Annotated in this window: 19 protein-coding genes; 13 read left to right on the top strand and 6 right to left on the bottom strand. The window is 69.4% G+C overall.

The features are described from left to right. Nucleotides 1–39: 39 nt before the first annotated feature. Entirely contained in the window at nt 40–360 is a 321-nt protein-coding gene (locus tag GPX89_RS30125; protein WP_157391047.1) for a hypothetical protein, read from the bottom strand. Between the two features lie 256 nt (nt 361–616). On the opposite strand from GPX89_RS30125, the gene GPX89_RS30130 reads away from it, so the two are divergent. Together GPX89_RS30130 and GPX89_RS30135 are read left to right on the top strand one after the other, a co-directional pair. Then, a complete protein-coding gene (locus GPX89_RS30130; RefSeq protein ID WP_157391048.1) occupies nt 617–1,495 on the top strand; it encodes an alpha/beta hydrolase family esterase in 879 nt (292 codons plus the stop codon). Between the two features lie 27 nt (nt 1,496–1,522). Next, the gene (locus GPX89_RS30135; RefSeq protein WP_157391049.1) at nt 1,523–2,089 is read left to right on the top strand and encodes a YbhB/YbcL family Raf kinase inhibitor-like protein; all 567 of its coding nucleotides are present in this window, start codon (nt 1,523–1,525) and stop codon (nt 2,087–2,089) included. A gap of 65 nt (nt 2,090–2,154) precedes the next feature. On the opposite strand, the gene GPX89_RS30140 is transcribed toward GPX89_RS30135, so the two are convergent. Both GPX89_RS30140 and GPX89_RS30145 read right to left on the bottom strand, forming a co-directional pair. After that, nucleotides 2,155–2,943, bottom strand: coding sequence for a hypothetical protein (locus tag GPX89_RS30140; protein ID WP_157391050.1), 789 nt, complete (start codon nt 2,941–2,943; stop codon nt 2,155–2,157). A 94-nt stretch (nt 2,944–3,037) separates the two neighbouring features. Then, entirely contained in the window at nt 3,038–3,604 is a 567-nt protein-coding gene (locus GPX89_RS30145; protein ID WP_157391051.1) for a lipoprotein LpqH, read from the bottom strand. A 130-nt stretch (nt 3,605–3,734) separates the two neighbouring features. Here GPX89_RS30145 and GPX89_RS44925 point away from each other — a divergent pair, with 130 nt between their 5' ends. The 6 genes from GPX89_RS44925 (at nt 3,735) to GPX89_RS30180 (ending at nt 11,253) form a co-directional block, all read left to right on the top strand. Further along, nucleotides 3,735–5,396, top strand: coding sequence for a hypothetical protein (locus GPX89_RS44925; protein WP_235948334.1), 1,662 nt, complete (start codon nt 3,735–3,737; stop codon nt 5,394–5,396). Beyond that, nucleotides 5,393–6,472: a hypothetical protein gene (locus GPX89_RS30160; RefSeq protein ID WP_157391052.1), complete on the top strand. Its 1,080-nt coding sequence runs from the start codon at nt 5,393–5,395 to the stop codon at nt 6,470–6,472. The genes GPX89_RS44925 and GPX89_RS30160 overlap by 4 nt, the downstream gene beginning before the upstream one ends. A 184-nt stretch (nt 6,473–6,656) precedes the next feature. Continuing rightward, the gene (locus GPX89_RS30165) at nt 6,657–8,132 is read left to right on the top strand and encodes a tetratricopeptide repeat protein (protein ID WP_235948336.1); all 1,476 of its coding nucleotides are present in this window, start codon (nt 6,657–6,659) and stop codon (nt 8,130–8,132) included. Continuing rightward, nucleotides 8,129–9,436, top strand: a complete 1,308-nt coding sequence (locus GPX89_RS30170) for a CHAT domain-containing protein (RefSeq protein WP_157391054.1) — start codon at nt 8,129–8,131, stop codon at nt 9,434–9,436. The genes GPX89_RS30165 and GPX89_RS30170 overlap by 4 nt, the downstream gene beginning before the upstream one ends. 52 nt (nt 9,437–9,488) lie before the next feature. Then, nucleotides 9,489–9,821, top strand: coding sequence for a hypothetical protein (locus GPX89_RS30175; protein ID WP_157391055.1), 333 nt, complete (start codon nt 9,489–9,491; stop codon nt 9,819–9,821). A gap of 145 nt (nt 9,822–9,966) precedes the next feature. Beyond that, nucleotides 9,967–11,253, top strand: coding sequence for a serine hydrolase domain-containing protein (locus tag GPX89_RS30180; protein WP_235948339.1), 1,287 nt, complete (start codon nt 9,967–9,969; stop codon nt 11,251–11,253). Between the two features lies 1 nt (nt 11,254). Here GPX89_RS30180 and GPX89_RS30185 read toward each other — a convergent pair whose 3' ends face one another. Both GPX89_RS30185 and GPX89_RS30190 read right to left on the bottom strand, forming a co-directional pair. Next, on the bottom strand, nt 11,255–11,905 hold the full coding sequence (locus GPX89_RS30185; protein WP_157391057.1) for a double zinc ribbon domain-containing protein: 651 nt from the start codon (nt 11,903–11,905) through the stop codon (nt 11,255–11,257). Nucleotides 11,906–12,049: 144 nt separating this feature from the next. After that, nucleotides 12,050–12,772 carry an SDR family NAD(P)-dependent oxidoreductase gene (locus tag GPX89_RS30190; RefSeq protein WP_157391058.1) on the bottom strand — a complete coding sequence of 241 codons (723 nt, stop codon included), beginning with the start codon at nt 12,770–12,772 and terminating at the stop codon, nt 12,050–12,052. Between the two features lie 110 nt (nt 12,773–12,882). Here GPX89_RS30190 and GPX89_RS30195 point away from each other — a divergent pair, with 110 nt between their 5' ends. The 5 genes from GPX89_RS30195 to GPX89_RS30215 all read left to right on the top strand — a co-directional run bounded on the left by GPX89_RS30195 (nt 12,883) and on the right by GPX89_RS30215 (nt 15,896). Continuing rightward, a complete protein-coding gene (locus GPX89_RS30195) occupies nt 12,883–13,521 on the top strand; it encodes a TetR/AcrR family transcriptional regulator (RefSeq protein WP_157391059.1) in 639 nt (212 codons plus the stop codon). 91 nt (nt 13,522–13,612) lie between these two features. After that, nucleotides 13,613–13,924 carry a hypothetical protein gene (locus GPX89_RS30200; protein ID WP_157391060.1) on the top strand — a complete coding sequence of 104 codons (312 nt, stop codon included), beginning with the start codon at nt 13,613–13,615 and terminating at the stop codon, nt 13,922–13,924. A 90-nt stretch (nt 13,925–14,014) separates the two neighbouring features. Then, nucleotides 14,015–14,482 carry a hypothetical protein gene (locus GPX89_RS30205; protein ID WP_157391061.1) on the top strand — a complete coding sequence of 156 codons (468 nt, stop codon included), beginning with the start codon at nt 14,015–14,017 and terminating at the stop codon, nt 14,480–14,482. A gap of 93 nt (nt 14,483–14,575) precedes the next feature. Further along, nucleotides 14,576–14,911, top strand: coding sequence for a hypothetical protein (locus tag GPX89_RS30210; RefSeq protein ID WP_157391062.1), 336 nt, complete (start codon nt 14,576–14,578; stop codon nt 14,909–14,911). A gap of 55 nt (nt 14,912–14,966) precedes the next feature. Beyond that, complete coding sequence (locus tag GPX89_RS30215) at nt 14,967–15,896, top strand: DMT family transporter (protein ID WP_157391063.1); 930 nt, start codon at nt 14,967–14,969, stop codon at nt 15,894–15,896. Here the strand turns inward: GPX89_RS30215 and GPX89_RS30220 are convergent. Continuing rightward, nucleotides 15,882–16,541, bottom strand: a complete 660-nt coding sequence (locus GPX89_RS30220; RefSeq protein WP_157391064.1) for a TetR/AcrR family transcriptional regulator — start codon at nt 16,539–16,541, stop codon at nt 15,882–15,884. The genes GPX89_RS30215 and GPX89_RS30220 overlap by 15 nt on opposite strands. Between the last annotated feature and the right edge of the window lie 107 nt (nt 16,542–16,648).

Genomic DNA, 16,648 nt, shown 5'->3' on the forward strand with positions numbered 1-16,648 from the left:
CCCTACGGAGTCACGGCCTCCGGCGCGGTGTCCGGCTCGTCAGGCGGGCGGCACCTGATTCCAACAGGCCAATGGCGGTCCGGGCGGGGTGAGCTGGGACCAGCCGACCAGCGCGCCGATGCCCGCGCCGATCGCGGCTCCGGGGAAGGCGCTCAGGGTGCCGCCGATCAATCCGCCGACGAGCGCGCCGATGATGGCGTTGCACTGGTGCATGACAACGTCCGGGTCGTCGACGGGGGCGGTGGCGGCGGGCGCCGGATCGAGGTCGAGCGGGTCAGCATAGGCGACACCGGCGGTGAACACCGTTCCCGTTGCCGCGACCGCGCAAATGCTGGCTGCTACCAATCGTTTTGTAATCATCGCTCCTTCTTCCGTGCTGGTAGAAGTGCTATCGCGAGACTTGCTGGCAACTCAGTAGCAATTTCATACGTACCACTTGCGGCCGAGCTTCACGGCGTTTCGGGATTTTTGTAACCACTGGGCTATTCGTCCGTGATCGGTGCTTCTACCAGCGTTTTTGCGCCTGTTTTCGGCAAAACCCCAGCATGTGCGCGGCCGGATTTCGCCGCCTACTGTGGGGCTGGCTTCGGAGACCGGCCCGCAAGGAGGAACGATCGTGGCAGTTGACCTGGTCGAGGCGGAAGTGACAATCGAGGGCCTGCGACGGGCCTTCGCAATTCGGCCGCCGAGCCGGAAGAACGCGCCAATCGTGCTGGTATTGCACGGCAATCAGAGCGGCATGACGGACGCGCCGGCGGAACCGCTGATGTACGAGTGGACCAGCTTCGCGCGCCATGCCGACGAGTGGGGGATCGGAGTCGCCTATCCGCTCGGGTGGGGCGGATGCTGGGCGGACGGCCGCGGAGTGACCACCGCCGACGAGGCGGGCGTCGATGATGTCGCCTTCCTGCGCGCCGTGATCGACTGGTGCGCAGAGCGATTCGAGACGCAGGCTGACCGCGCCGTGGTGGCCGGGATCTCCAATGGCGCGTTCATGGCCCACCGCATGGCGGTCGAGGCCGGTGACCGGGTGGCGGTGTTCGCCGCCGTGGCGGGCGGATTCCCGGAGGCGCTGGCGGGAATTCGGCCCGGGCACGCGGTGTCGGCGGTGCTCATCAACGGCGACGCGGATCCCATGGTCCCGCTGACCGGCGGGTTTTCTCGCCATCGCGGTCCCGGGGGCGAACTGCGCGGCCGCACCTGGGGATTGACCGAATCGGCGCGGCACTGGCGCGAAGTCGACGGCTGCGCCGGGCCGGGCGAGACCGTCACCACCCAGGGGTCGACCCGCACCGCGGTGAGCCGGGGAACCGGCGGCACCGTGGTCATGGAATGGACTGTCTTCGGCGGCGGCCACACGTGGCCGGGCACGCCTGTTCCGGAACGGTGGGCCGGAACTCCGGGATCGGCGGTGTCACTGGAATTCGATGCCGCCGAGGAGATCTGGCGGTTCGCGGCGCCGCTGCTCATTCCGGCCGATGCCCGCAAGCTCTGAAAACCTCTACCTACCAAGGAGAACGCAATGGCACTGATGGGCAGATTGCTCCGGAACCGGCGCGGTGCGCCCGAGGATCTGGCCTGGTACCGGCCGAATCTGGGTGAGGGCGGGGAATTCGAGGTCACCAGCGGCGACTTCGCGCACGAGTCGCGGCTGGATATCCGCCACGCCATGAAGCGGGCCGGCGGGCGGGACGTCTCGCCCGCGCTGTCCTGGTCGGGTGTGCCCGAGGGGACCGCGCAACTGCTGCTGGTGGTGGAGGACCAGGACGCGCCCTTCGGTGGTCCCTTCGTGCACGCGCTCGCCCTGCTGGATGCCGGTATCGGCGAATTGCCCAGCGGTGCACTGGCTTCCGGCTCCGCGCCGGAGGGCGTCGAGATGCTGCGGTCGAGCTGGGGCCGCGGATACATGGGCCCGGCGCCGGTGCCCGGACACGGGCCGCACCGCTACGTCTTCCAGCTCTTCGCCCTGACCGAGCCGGTCACCCTGACCGGCGGCCGTTCTCCCGGATCGGCCAAACCGCGAGAAGTGCTGGCCGCGGCGCGGGCACACGGCCGGGGCCGGATCGACGGATTCTACGAACGTCCCTGACACCTGACATGACGAAGAGCCGCTGGCGAAACCGCCTGCGGCTCTGAGTTTTTCCGAGATCATGTCTAGTTGGCGGAGTTGACCGGCAGCGACAGCACCACCTCCTGTTCGTTGCCCGGCAGGTAGTGCACGGTCACCACCCGGCCGACCTGGACCAGCGAGACCATCGCGGGGGCCAGGAACTTCTCGGTGCGCACCTCGAACGTGCTGCCGTCCGGGCGGGTGACCACCAGCACCAGATCCAATCGCGAGTGCCCGTCACGGATCTCGCCGGGCACGCTCAGCGACCGCACCACCGCCTGGGCCGCGATGCCGCGCCGGGCGATGTCGAGCTTGGCGGGAGTGGTGAAGCCTTTGCGAATATTGGCCGCGTTCATGGCTTCCTGCGCCGCCGCGGTGTCGCCGGACAGGTCCACCTCCACCTTGTCGAGGCGGTCGGGCAGGTAGCGGACCGGCAGCACCACGCCGGGACGCAGCAGCGCCAGCTGGGTGAGCGGGACGATCATCTTGGCGTGGGAGGGGAAGACCTTGCCGTCGGAGCCCTCGACCCGGAAGTCGATGCGCACCTGCGGCTGTTCGTTGAGGTAGACGCCGGTCTGCCGGACACCCTCGACGGTGCCCAGGCCCACCAGGCCGTTGCGGAACTGGGAGCTGTTGTTGCCGGTGAAGGCCGACAGGATGCCGTCGCCGGTGAAGGCGAAGACGATGGGGACGACGGTCAGGGCGATGATCGGCAGCGCCATCTGCGGGCCGACCCAGCCGAACACATCGTTGGAGGTGAGGCCGTGCCAGAGGTAGTAGCCGACGGCCAGGACGCCGAAAACGACTGCGGCGAGACGTATTTGGTTCTTCATATGCTTTCCGGATCAGAGATGACGGTCCCGCTCATGCCCGGTGGCACGAGCGGGGTGGAACAGGGTGCCCTGGCGTCCGGGGCGGATCGGCGGGTCAGCCGCCGACGACGGTGCTGCAGGCGAAGACGATCTCGAACTTCTCGGTCTTCGGCCCGGCCATCGGGTTGGACATGTCCACGCCTCCGACGCCCTCGCCGCTCACGGTGTAGGTGTTGCCGCTCTTGGTCACCTTGGCCGAACCGCCCGGCATGCCGTTGCCGAAGCCCAGCGCGTACGGCTGGCCGTTGCTGCCGCCCTTGGTGCCCGCGATGCCGACCGCCTGCACGGTGTCGGTACCGGTGATGGTGGCGCTCGCGGTCAGGGTGCCGTAGGTCGAGTTGCTCTGGTCGGTGAGCGCCAGGGCCAGGTTGCCGCCCTGCTTGGCGCAGGTGGTGTCGAACTTGGCGGAGATGGACTTGCCGTCGACCGAGACCGACGAGCTGCCACCGGCGGGCGCCGCGGTGCCCGGGGCCGAGGTCTCCGGACCGGCCGGGGCGGCGGCGGTGGCCTTGGTGGTCGTGGAGTTGGAGTTGGAGTTGCTGCTGCACCCGGTGACCAGCAGGGCGGCCGTGGCGGTGGCGGCCAGGACGGCGGTGGTCAGGCGGATCGGCTTGCTGTTCATGGTCTTTCCTCGTTCTCGTGAAGCTGGCCCCGTGGTGGAACCGATGCCAGAACGGTAGGAATCGGGACGGCCCCTACCGATCCCAACTTCCGGCGCGCGCGAGCCCCGGAAACTGGGATAACCTGGGCGAATGCGACGACCGCGGGCCATGGTGCTGGACGAGGTGTGGCGCCGCCTCGACGGTGTCGAACCCTTGAGCGGACCACACGGCGGACCCCTGCGGCGCACCGTCAAACTCATCCTCGACCCGCTGGTGATCCGTCCCGTCCAGCACCCGCAGTGCGCGGGCTCGATGCTCTCCGCCGACGGCGCGGTCCTGCTGGCCACCCGCGTCCACGCCGCCGCCGACGTCCTGCGCGCCACCGCCGCCTGGTTCACGCTGCTCAAACAGACCCGCCGCGGGCTGCGCATCACCGAGGGCAATGCCCAGGACCTCTACTTCCAGCGCTGCTTCGAACTGGCCACCGTCAACGGCCTGCCGGACCCTGTTCGCGACCGGGCCGCCGCCGAAGCCGCGCTGCGCGAGATCCACGGCCTGTCCGCCGGGCGCACCACCCAGGCGCTGAAGGAATACCTGTCCGAGCCGGCGCGGGGCGACGAGCTCACCGACCTCATCCGGACCGCCTGGCGGCGACGCCCGTTGACCGAGGTACCCGACCATTCGGATCTGCTCGCGGCGCTGCTGGAGACCTGTGCCGCAACCCGATTCGACGACCCGGAGGCCGACGGATCGGGCGGCGCGATCGACCTCGACGAGGCCGTCGCCGCCTCGGTCGGCACCCACACCGGCATCCGCCTGTGGCTGGACCGCAACGGCAGCGTGGCCCAGGAACTCGGCCTCACGCTGTACCCCCTCCCGCTCCCGCCCCGGGTCGGCAACTCGGCCTCCACCGCCACCCTCGGCCTGCCGCTCGACCGCACCATCCACGAGCGCATCTTCACCGTCCTGCAAGCCTCCAGCGAACGCGCCGACCTCCCTCCCATCCCCGAACTGGTGGACGCGGAGATCGCCCGCGCCTGCGCCCCGTGGGCGCTTCTGGACGAGTCCCTGCGCGTGGCCGCCGCCGCGGGTGCCGCCCTGGCCGTCCACCTGCGCCCACTGGGCAACCCGCTCACCCCGGAGCCCGACCCGGACACCGCCCGCGCCTCCCTGACCGGCACGGTCGCAGGTCTGCTGAGCGCGGCGGTCGGCCTGACCGGCACGGCCGCCGGACTGCTCGGCACCACTGCCGGATTACTCGGTGCTCCCATCGGATCGGCGAGCGCCGCCGGAATGGCCGGTGCGGCAGCCGATTCGGCCGATTCGATCCCCACCGAAGGCGGATCCCCGGGCTCGAATGGCGCTCGGCGTGTGGTCGGCGCGGACCTGGGGCGCGCACCTGAGCGAGCGGCAGATGTCATTGCTGGACTGGCCAGTTCGGCAGTCGGCCCGGCCGACACGGCGCACTCGAACGGTAGTGCGGCGGCGCGGGTGATCAATGGGCGCTGGCAGCGGGAGGCGTATGTGCTGCAGGCGCGGCGGATGATGGTCCGGGTGGACGCTGTGGAGGGGCCGTTGGGGGCGATCGCGGCGGATCTGCGGGTGCCGTGGCGGCCGTATCTGCGGAGATTGTGGGCGCGGCTGCACGGGCGGGATGTGCGGGAGTTTCCCGTGTGCGCCGCGGACGAGCTCTGGGATCTGCTCGACGGGGTGGCCCGGTCGGTGATCCTGGACCATCGGATGCGGGTGAAGCGGGCGCTGGCGGTGAGTGCGGTGACCGAGCCCGACGAGCGGGAATCGAGGGTGGGATGACGAATTCGACGGTTTCGATCGACCTGTTTCCCACCGGGTGGTGCATCATCCCCAAGGCGCCCCTCGGTCCGGTCGAGTCGTCCGGAGCCGAAGAGATGGTGCTCGAGGTCGTCGGCGGCGTCCTCGTCTGGGATGTGTTCGACGACAGGCGACTTCCGTTCGCGATGATCAGCGATATCGATATCGCCCAGGACTGGGTGTGGGCCGTTTACGGTGAAACGGTCGCTCTGACTCTCGACGAGATGAGCAGAATCGATTCCGCAATCAGCAGTGCGAGCGATGTCGCGGCGGCCCCTGCACTGCCCGCCCTGGTGGTGAGCGCGCGTCGACTCGCGTACGCGCATTGGGCGTCTCGCTGGTGGCCCGCGTCCACCCTGGACGGGATCGCCGCTCTCGACCCCGTGCTGCTCGATCGCGACATCGCCGTGCTGACGGCGGAATGCGAGTCGCTGGTGGACGGTTCGGACGCGATCGTTCCGCTGGCCCCGACCTACATCGAAAACCCGCCGCGGGCTTCGGATTACGCGCTGGCGGCCGGTGATGAACACCGCGCCGCCGATGCCTTCGTCCTGGCCCGCGGCACCGGCGGCTGGGACTGGCAGCGCTGCCCGCCGGGCCTGGTGGACGCCTCGGAATCGGCCGTGTCCTGGCAGCTCGTTCGTGACCGGGGCGCCACCAAGGTTTCGATCACCGTGGCGGCCCACCCCGACCTGCCCGCGGATATTCCCACCCACTTGCGCGTCTGGGCCGACGTCGACCTCGGCGGTGACGGGCTGGAGATCGAACTCCGTGCCGTCGCGGACACGTGGATCGGCGAGTCACCACTGCCGGCGCCGGCCTCGACCGTTCGGATCGCCATCCATGTCCCGGGTTTCGGTCCGATGCCACTGCCCCGTGAGTTCCGCTGGGGTGACATGGAGCGATCCGGGGACGCCGCCCGTGCCGTGCTGCGCCAGCGCATCCGTGACTACGCGGCATCCAGGCTGCACTACGCGACGACTTCGACGGCCGACGACGACCCCGTCGCGCCACTGCTGGCCGAAATTGCCGCCGCCACTGGGGATTCGGACTTCTAGCATGCCGGAACCCGCCTCCGACGGAAATGCGCCGACGCCGCGCGGAGAGCCGACGCCGGCTGGGCCGGTACCACCCGATGGCAGCTCCGAACCGTGGCATGAACAAGACGCCGGTGGGGAGGTCGTTCCGCCTTGCGGCGAGGCGCGCCGGACGGCAGACGGCGACTCCGCAGCAGAGAGTCCTTTGCTGCGGGTCGGGGCCGAGGCCGTGGCGCGGGGTGAGTTGTGGGAGGCGTTGCGGATCTTCGAGCGGGCGGCGGAGGTCGAGGTGGGGGATCTGCGGCTGTGCGCGCTGGTCGATGTGGCGGTGGTGACCGATCGGCTCGGTGATCATGCGGGGGCGGTGGAGCGGTTTCGGGAAGCGTTGGGGGAGATGCGGGTCGATGCGCCGCGGATGTATCCGGGGGCGTTGATCGGGCTGTCGCAGGCTCTGCAGAATCTGGGGGATCTGGAGGGGGCGCAGGCGGCGTTGGAGCAGGCGCGGGCGGCCCTGGGGAAGGACGATGCGCCGGCGGACCTGCGGTTGGCGTGCCTGGTGTCGTCGACGGCGGTCGCACTGCATCGGCAGCAGTGGTGGCGGGCATTGGACCTGGCGAACGAATCGCTGGACGCGGCACGGCGATTCGGGCCGGAGCAGGCGGGGCATCCGCTGATGAACCTGGCCGCGGCGCATTTCGAGACCGGGCGGTGGGAGCTGGCCCAGGATTTCGCGGGACAGGCGCTGTCGGCGTTCGAAGCCGTCGAGGACAGCTCCGGCGTCGCGGAGACCCGGCAGAACCTGGCGCTGATGTACACGCGCACAGGGTCTTTCGATGATGCCGAACCGCTGCTGGCGGCCGCCCAGGACCATTTCGTCGCCGCCGGGGTGGCCCATCGGGCCGGAATCGGGCTGAAGGTCATGGGGTTCATCGCCGAGCAGCGCGGACAGACGGAGGTGGCGGAGGCCCGATACCGCGAGGCCCTGCACCGGTTCGAGGAATCCCGGGCCGTCATCGACGCGGCCGACGTGCGACTCCGGCTGGCCGCCACGGCCTTCGCCGCGGGACGGTACGAGCAGGGCGAGGAAGAACTGGCCGCCGCGCGCGCGACCTACGCCGTGCGCGGGCTCGGCCTGCACTGCGCCCAGCTCGACTACTGGCACGCCGGTCTGCTGGAACCGTTGGTCACCCAGGTCCCCGGATTGCTCGCGCGGGCCGTGGATCTCGCGGTCCCGGCCGCCCTGGCCCTGGACGCCGTGCGCTACGAACTCCCCGACGGCGCGCAACGCGACACCTGGAATCGTCGTATCGTGAACCCCGCCCTGCGCCTGGCCTTCCGCTACTCCTACCTGGCGGGTGACGCGCGGCTGGTCGCCGATCTCATCGAAAGCCAATGCGCGGGGACGACCTTGGACATCGACCGCCTCTCCGCCGAGCCACCCGCGCCCCTCGACCTGTTCGAGCCCTTCGAACCGCCCTCGGATTCCGCCGCGCCACTGCTGGACGCACTCCAGCTCGGCACCGCTCTCGCGGCGGTGGCGGCCGGTGCGGGCCTGCCCGTGGCGCCGCCGCCCCGGGTCGCCGTGCCGCCGGACGGCCACATCGCGTTGGCGGACTGGCTCGAGGCGGCGGAACTACGTTACGGCCGCCGGTTGCGGACGGCGCGGGTGATCACGGCATGAGCGCCGGAAAGACGTTGCGCCCCACGGTCTTCGTCCGGATGGCCGATGCCGGTGATCTCTATCTGACCTGGCGATGGGCCGGGGAGAGCGCGCCCGGCGGAGTCGGGTTGGTGCCCGAGGATCAGGTGGAGGCGGCGCTGAGCAGGCTCGCCGCCGCATTGCCCGCACCTGGAAGGGCGGGTGGGCTCGAATCATCGCTGACCACCGGTGAACTGTCCTCGTTCGAGGCGGAAAACGCTCTGGCACAGTATCTCTCAGCGACATTTCTGCCCTACAACCTGGCGGTGTCACTGCACGAGCTGTACGTGGGCGGTGTCCGTCCGCACATACGTATCCAACCCTCGCCTCGCACAGCGCAATTGCCCTGGGAACTCATCGCTCCCGACGCGGAGGTGCGCCTGGTCGAGATCGGCGATGTCAGCGTGCTCGCGCCGCCCGGCATCGTGCACGCGCCCGCGCGCGTCACGCGCTCGTGGGCCGAGACGCGCAGCGGCCCGGTCGTCGCGGTACTGGATCCGCGTGTTCCGGGCTTCCGTGCCGACTCGGCGCTGGGATCGGTGCTGGGCCGGATGGATTCGGCCGCGCCGCTGGCGGAACTGGTGGCCGCCCATGCCGCCGCCGATCGCCTCAGTCCGGCCGTCGACGATCCCGTGGACGCCTTCCGCCGCACCGATCTCGATCGCTCCTGGCTGAGCCGCGCGCTGCATGCGGGGGCCGCACGCCTGCTCTATGTCGGGCACGTGACCGCGGCGGCTCCCGAATCGGGCCGCAGCGAATCGGCCACCCTGCATCTGTCGTGCACCGCCGCCAGTCCCGGCTGCGCCCCGGCCTACCGCGATCACCGGCCGCTGTCGGCCCGGGATCTGCTGCTCGGCACCCACGCCCTGGCGGCGAACCACAATGGCTCCGGCGCCGGCGGCCGGCCCGAACCCCGCACCGGCCCCGACATTTGGCCCATCCCGAGCCGGGTCGCGCTCGTCGCCTGTGAGAGCGGCGGCGATCTCCGCTTCGCCGAACCGCTCGGCCTGGTCGCCGCCATGCTGACCGGCGGCGCGGAGCTGGTCACCGCGGGGCGCTGGCCGCTGCCCACCGACCTCGCGTTCCACCGCTTCGCGGGCACACCCGATACCGCGCATCCGTTCCAGGAAGCCGTGTGCGCCATCGACGCCGCCCATGAATCCGAGGATCCCGTCGCGGCCCTCAACGACTGGCAGCGGACCCATCTGGCCGCCTGGCGCGACACCGGGGCGATCGAGCACTCCCCCCTGATCTGGGCTGCCTTCGCGACGGTCGACGCCCGCTGAAAGACACTGATCAGCCGGGATTTTCGGCGGACCGCCCCTTGTTGTAGCGCCCATGGAACCGATACAGGTGGAGTGGGTGCCCGACGCCTGCACGCTGCCGACCGCCGAGCAACCGCTGCGGGTGGCCGAATTCGATGAATTGTTCACGGAATCGGTGCTGCGGCACTCCCGCCCGGAGCCGACCGCGCTGACGCTGGTACTGCCGGCGGCGGCCGAGGACCGGGCGCGGGAGTTGGCGCGGCGTGAGACCGAGTGCTGCTCCTTCTTCCGCTTCGGCTTCGAATCCGCGGGCGCCGAGGTGGTGATGAGCATCGAGGTCCCCGCCGCGCAGTCCGGTGTACTCGACGCGCTCGCGGCCCGACTGGGTGACGCGCCGAGCCCCTGAACGCTGCGCCCCGAGAACTACCGCCCCCAGAAGTCGCGGGTCACGAAAAGATAACGGCCGCAACGGCCCTCCGATGAGCTGAACGGGACTTCAGGGAACGGAGAGTCGTGTGTCGCGGGTAATGACAGGCATAGTGGTGGCGTTGATGACGGTCGCCGTGGCATTGGTCGTCGGGCCGGTCGGCCGCGCCGAACCCGACGGGTTGCGGCACTGCCAGGCCAGCTCGGGCAGGCAACCGGAAACCGCGACACCCGAAGAGGTGGGCCTGGATTCGGCCGAGCTGCGCAAGGCGGTGGACTTCGCCTCCGATCCGACCCGGTTCACCGTGCAGGTGTTCCGCAACAACTGCCTGATCGGCGGCGGACCGAACAATCAGCGTGCGGGCGGCGTCGCCTGGAACCTGTGGAGCGGCACCAAGAGTGTGGTGTCCATGGTCGCCGGGATCGCCGTCGACGAACACAAACTGCGCGTGGACGATCCGATCGGCAACTATCTGCCCGCCGGGCTCGGGGATGCGCAGCACCGCGCGATCACCGTGCGCAGCCTGCTGACCGAGACCTCCGGCATGGAGATCGCCATCGCCTCCGAGGGCGTCACCGGGCTGTTCCGCCTGGACCCGAACGTGGTGGCGCAGGCCCTGGGCATGCCGATCCAGCATCCGCAGGGCGAGGACTGGCAGTACAGTCAGCGCGCGGTCGACTTGCTCGTCTATGTGATCCAGCAGGCCGTCGGCGAGGATTTCCAGGCGTATGTGCAGCGAAACCTGTTCGACCCGTTGGGAATCCAGAAATCCGACTATCTGTGGGCGCGCGACCGCAGCGGCAACACCTACGGGCACGCGCACCTGGTGCTGCCGCCCGACGACTACGCCAAGCTCGGCCTGCTGCTGGCCGATCGCGGCAAATGGCAAGGCCGGCAGGTGATCTCCACCGACTACCTGACCGAGGCCACCACGCCGACCGACGTCAATCCCTGCTACGGCTTCCTGATCACCGTCAACGGTCCCGGATGCGAGGACGTGTTCCCGGGCCTGCCCAAGGACGCCATCCAGATGGCCGGAATGATGCGCCAGGACAACTTCATCGTCCCCAGCCTGGGCCTGCTCGTCAGCTGGACCGGTGTCACGGTTCCCGGTGGCGCGGTGAGCTTTCCGCACGATGTCCTGCGCGGACTCACCATGGCCTTCCGCAACCCGACCCTGCCCGACCCGGGCCCGTACGTGGAGCACCCGGACACGAGTCTCACCGACCCGATGTTCCTGAACCCCGACGCCACCCTCGCCGCACTGGGCCTGGGCCCGATGGCCTACCCGGGTTGCGGTGTCCTGCAATGCCTGGGCAAGCCGCTGTACCCGCCGTTCGACAACTGGCCGCCCGGCTGCTTCATCCTCGGCTGCCTCGGCCCGGACCCCGCGACCCCGGGTATCCGCTGAACTATTGGGGCTGGCCGCAATTGGCGCAGAAGGGCGCGCCCACCCGGGTCTGGTGGCCGCACCCGCGGCAGTTCGACTGCATGGCGAGGGCGGTGCCGCAGGTGGAGCAGAACTTGCCGCCGGTGGTGTTCGCGCCGCAGGTCGGGCAGGAGACGCGGGCCGGGGTGGCCACGTCGTGCTGGGAGACCCAGTCCTGCTGGTAGGCGGCGTCGCGGATCTGGGAGCCGCGGGCCTCCGCCTGCGCCTGGGCGATCTGGTGCTGCACCTGCGGGGAGCAGTTGGTGCACTGGCCCACCTGCTCGTTCCAGCAGACGCGGTGGCAGACCCAGCGGCCGCAGCCCCCGCACAGGCGGAAGTCGTTGCGCACCTGCTCGACCGCGCGGGCGAAGGCCTTGTCCTTGGTGCTCGAGGAGGAGCCGCCCCAGTGGTTGGAGTAGCTCTCCGCGGCGTTCGAGATCTTGTCGATGGCACGCACCTGGTCGCCGAACAGGTCGCGCAGCACGCGCAGCGCACCCCGGCCGCGCGAGAAGTAGTTCTGCTCGAACGGCGACTTGTAGGAAGTGGTGCAGCGATCACATTTGAACTCCCACTGGAACCCGTCGTCATTGGATTCGTCGTGGTAGTAGCTGGTGAAAACGACCGGACCGGTCATGGTCGAGTTATTCCTTTACGGCTGAGCGGAACTCTGTGAACCGACGTGCCCGGAACCCCCCGGACCGTGTTTCGTCAGGTTCTTATCGTATGATCCGCTCCGCCCGCAACACATCCCACGAATCGGTTCCGGTCCGGCCCGGGGTCACTCGGTGAAGCCGACCTCCACCTCGGCGGCCTCGCGTTTCGTGTACATCTCCCAATACCGATCGCCCAGTTCGGTATTGGTCATGCGGGGCAGCGTCACCCCGGCGGGGACCAGTTCGGGATGTTCGTCGATGAGCCGCTCGGCCTGGCTGTCACCGATCAACACGCCGATGTTCAACAATCCGGCGTACACGCCGGTGTCGCGCAGCTCCGCGGCCAGTTGCAGGACGTAGCCGCGCTGGGCGGCCAGGGCGACGCCGAAGTTGGCCAGGTGCGGATACGCAAGGCGCGGTGAGGAACCCGACGAGAACAGCAGTGCTCCGTCGCCGCGTTCGATCATGGCGGGGAGCAGTTCCCGGGCCATGAGCATCGGGGAGTGCAGCTTCAGCGCCATGGGAACGCGCAGATCGGGAAGGTCCAGGGTGCGGGTGGAAGGCGCACGGTCGGCCATGTTCCCGGCCGCGCCGTGCAGCGCTACATCGATCTCGCCGAAGGTCTTTCGGATGGTCCCGACGGTCTCGGCGAGCTGGGCCCCGTCGGTGACGTCGGCGGGGAAGGCGGCCGCCTCGATGCCCTCGGACTTCAGATCGGTGACGTGCTGTTCGGCCTTGTCCGGCTTGCGCCCGATGACGGCCACCCGGAAGCCCTCCCGTCCGAAGCGGCGCGCGACGCCCATGCCCAGGCCGGGTCCGAATCCGAAGATGGCGATGGTCTTGCTCATGCTCGTACCTCATTAAGTTGAGTCATGGTTCAAGTTAATGAGCTCGACGCTAGCATGAAGTTGAACCTATGCTCAACTTAAATTCGACGCCCGATTTGTAGGATCGGCGCATGCCCGTGCAGAAACCCCTCCGCCTCGACGCCCGCCGCAATCGCGACGCGCTGGTGACCGCGGCGCGCGAGGTGTTCGCCGAACGTGGGCTGGACGCACCGCTCAAGGAGATCGCCGCGCGGGCGGGTGTGGCCATCGGCACGCTCTACAACCGCTTCCCGACCCGCGACGACCTGATCGCGGCGGCCGTCGCGGACCGGGTCGAGGCGGGCGGTCGGATCGCGGAAGAGGCACTGGCCCTTGCTGATCCGTGGGAGTCGTTCGTCTATCTGATCGAAAAGATCTGTGAGCTACAGGCTTACGACCGGTTGATGAACGAGCTCGCGCTGCGGGCCGCGCCCAGTCCGGAGATTGCCGAGCAGCGCGATCGCGGTCATGCCACCATGCGTGAAATCGTCACGCGCGCACAGGATGCCGGGGTGCTGCGCGCGGATTGGGCGCTCGAGGACATCGCGTTCATCACCTGGTCGCACACTCGCGTGGTGGAGCAGACCGCACGCGTCGCGCCCGATGCCTGGCGGCGCAATCTGGCCCTGATGCTGGACGGGTTGCGCGCGGAAGCCGCTCACCCGCTGCCGGTTCCGCCGATCACCGCGGAACAGCTGAATCGCTCGCTGGTAGCCGACGCGGGCGGTTAGCGGTTCCGGGGGGCCGCCCCGGCGAAGCGGCGGAATGGACTCCGGTTACCGTCGAGGGGTCAGTATGTTCGCTTGTTCTGGAGGTAGTGAAATGGCAGGGATTCCCGCGGTGCCGACGTCGTTGCTCGCGGCCGGTGGCCTCACCGGTGGTTTCGCCCTCGCCCAGGCCACCAAGAAGCGTCAGCTCGGTGGCGCGGTGTTCGCGGCGGGCACGGCGGCGGCCTTCCCGCGGTGGCGCAGGACGGTCGGGACCGGCGGCGCCGCCGCGCTGACCGGGCTGGCCATCGGCGCGATGGGCGCCTCGCACCCGCTGGCCAAGAAGATCGGCGCGTGGCCGTCGGTCGCGGTGGTGTCGGGTGTGGTGGCGGCCGCCGCCTACATCGCGGTGGATCGCCGTTCCTGATTCGCCCCCGTCGGCGCGTCGCGGATGGCGTGTTGCGGACCGGTAGGTTTTATCCCGTGCCGGGGGAGCGGAAGCGCAATACCGTGGAGTATGCGCACTTTCGTCCATCTGCTGCTGTTCGCGGCCGCCATCGCGGTGGCGGTCGGGGTTTTCGGTCCGCTCGTCGGCTCGGTCGACGCGCGGAATGTGCAATTCGATGACCTGCGGAACGGCTTCGCCTCGGGCCGGACGCTGGATCAGATCGGATCGCACTCGGGGTCGTTCACCAGCTCGCTGGCCATCGGACTGCTCGGTGTGGCGGCGGTGATCCTGCTGGCCGCGCTGTTCGGGTCGCGGATAGTGGGGTGGATCGGGGTGATCGTCGGCCTGGCCGGCCTCGGCGTGCTCACCTGGCGGCTCGACGACCGCTTCGACCACGAGCTGCGCACCGACTGGCGGCACCTGCTCAGCGGAGCCTGGGGGCTGTACCTGGTCGGCGGCGGGCTGGTGCTCTCGCTGCTGTTGCTGCTGATCCCGCGGGAGCGCCGCCTCCCGCCGCCGCCCCGGTTGGGTTCATGATCACGTAATCTCTTGTCGGCCTTCATGATTCGATCTTCCTCTCGAACCGGCGTGTAACCCCTCGACGTATCTAGGGGCGAACGAGGAGGTTCGATGATTCACAACACCGTCATGACCCGGAAACTTTTGGCCTGTACCGCCATTGCCGGGACGATGTTCGCCACCGCCGCCGGGATCGCCTCGGCGGAACCGACCCGGAACGGCCCGGAGCCGTCCGGAAGCGGCGGGACTTCGCACGTGGTGGTCAGCTACGACAACAACGGATACGCGACCTACGACTACGTGAGCGATCCCGCGCCACAATCGCCGTCCACCGGCGCCGGCGACCGCAAGCTCGGCGAAGGCGGGACCGAGCAGGCCTGGGAGCGGATCCTGCTGCCGGACGGCCATTGGATCGTGTGCCGCCCCAACGTCACCGTCTGCCAGTAGTCCCCCGTCCGATTTCCGCGTGAAATCTGCCAGGTCGATGTTCTACCGTCGGTGAATGGCACAGCAGAGCGGATCCGCGGACCGGCGTGCGATGGGGGCGGCCGCCCTCACGGTCATCCTGTGGGCCTCGGCCTTCGTCTTCATTCGCAGTGCGGGACATGCCTTCTCGCCCGGTGCGCTGGCACTGGGCCGCATGCTCTCCGGATCGGTCGCGCTCGTCGCGATCATGATGATCCGCGGTGAGCGATTTCCGCCCCGCTCCACCTGGCGGGCCATCCTGATCACCGGCGTTCTCTGGTTCGGCGTCTACATGGTCGCACTCAATTGGGGTGAACGGCATCTGGACGCCGGAACGGCCGCCATGGTGATCAACATAGGTCCGGTTCTGATCGCGCTGCTCGGCGGATTCGTGCTGGCGGAAGGCTTTCCGTCGCGCCTGATGGCGGGCATCGCGGTGTCCTTCATCGGCGCGGTAGTCGTCGGACTCTCGAACTCCGGCGGCGGATCGGCGGCGGCCCTGGGCGTCATCCTGTGCGTCCTGGCCGCCACCTGCTGGGCCGTCTCGGTCGTGGTGCAGAAACCGGCGCTGCGGGACGCCTCGGCGCTCCAGCTCACCACCGGCGGCTGCGTGGTGGGAGCCGTTGTGTGCCTGCCATTTTCAGGTCAACTGATCAGCGAGGCCGCCGCGGCTCCCGCCACCTCCACCCTGAGCCTGATCTACCTGGGCGTGTTCCCCACCGCGCTGGCCTTCACCACCTGGGCCTACGCCCTGGCCCGCACCACCGCGGGCAAAATGGGCGCCACCACCTACGTCGTCCCCGCTCTGGTGGTCCTCATGTCCTGGCTCGCCCTCGGCGAAATCCCGGCTCCTCTGGCCTGGTTGGGCGGCCTGCTCTGCCTGGCCGGCGTGGCCATCACCCGTTCGGGCGCCCCCCGTCCGGCCCCCGTACCGATCGAGAGCCCGGAAGGCTCACCGGCCGAGTAGGTTGATCAGCGTGCGCAGCTGAGCGCTGTAATACTCCTCGAATTCCGGTGTGCCGGGCTGCTTTCCGGTGGCCTGCGCGGCCGTCTCGGGGAGCATGACCGGGGCCAGGATCATGCCCATCAACGCCATGCGCAGGAAGGCGGGGTCGAGGTCGGGGGAGACCTCGCCGCGATCGCGGGCCTGGGCCAAATGCTCGAGATCGGTGTCGACGGTGCGGGAGCCGTCGAGATAGTCGGTGGCCGAACCGCTTCCGGTCAGGCCCCGCCAGACCAGCAGCCGAGCGGGCCGGGGGTCGGCGAGCACGGCGGACAGATACCGGGCCGCGATCTCGTCGAGCGGCAGCCGCGGATCGGCGCGCTCGGCCTCGGCGGCCGGCCAGTCGCGCTGGATCTCTCGGTACAGGCCCTCCTTGCCGCCGAAGTAATAGGCGATCAGCTGCTTGTTCACCCCGGCGCGATCGGCGATCTCCTGGACCCGCGCGCCGTCGAAACCCTTGGCCGCGAACTCGTCCAGCGCTGCCTCGAGCAGTGCCTGCCGGGACCGTTCGGCGTCGCGGCGACGGTCGGCGGCGGTGGGTGCCCGGCGGGGGCGGCGGCCCGGCGCGGGCGCGGCCGGGTCCGCGGTGAGGTCGGGATCGGGTGCCATCCGGTCATCGTACTGCGCAGATGACTGGATCATCCGGAGTGTGGACTGTGTCATCCACACGTTTGTCATCCATATGGTTGACACTTTTATCCAAACGGATGACACTT

The organism is Nocardia terrae, assembly GCF_009760405.1.
GTDB classification, from domain to species: Bacteria; Actinomycetota; Actinomycetes; order Mycobacteriales; family Mycobacteriaceae; genus Nocardia; species Nocardia terrae.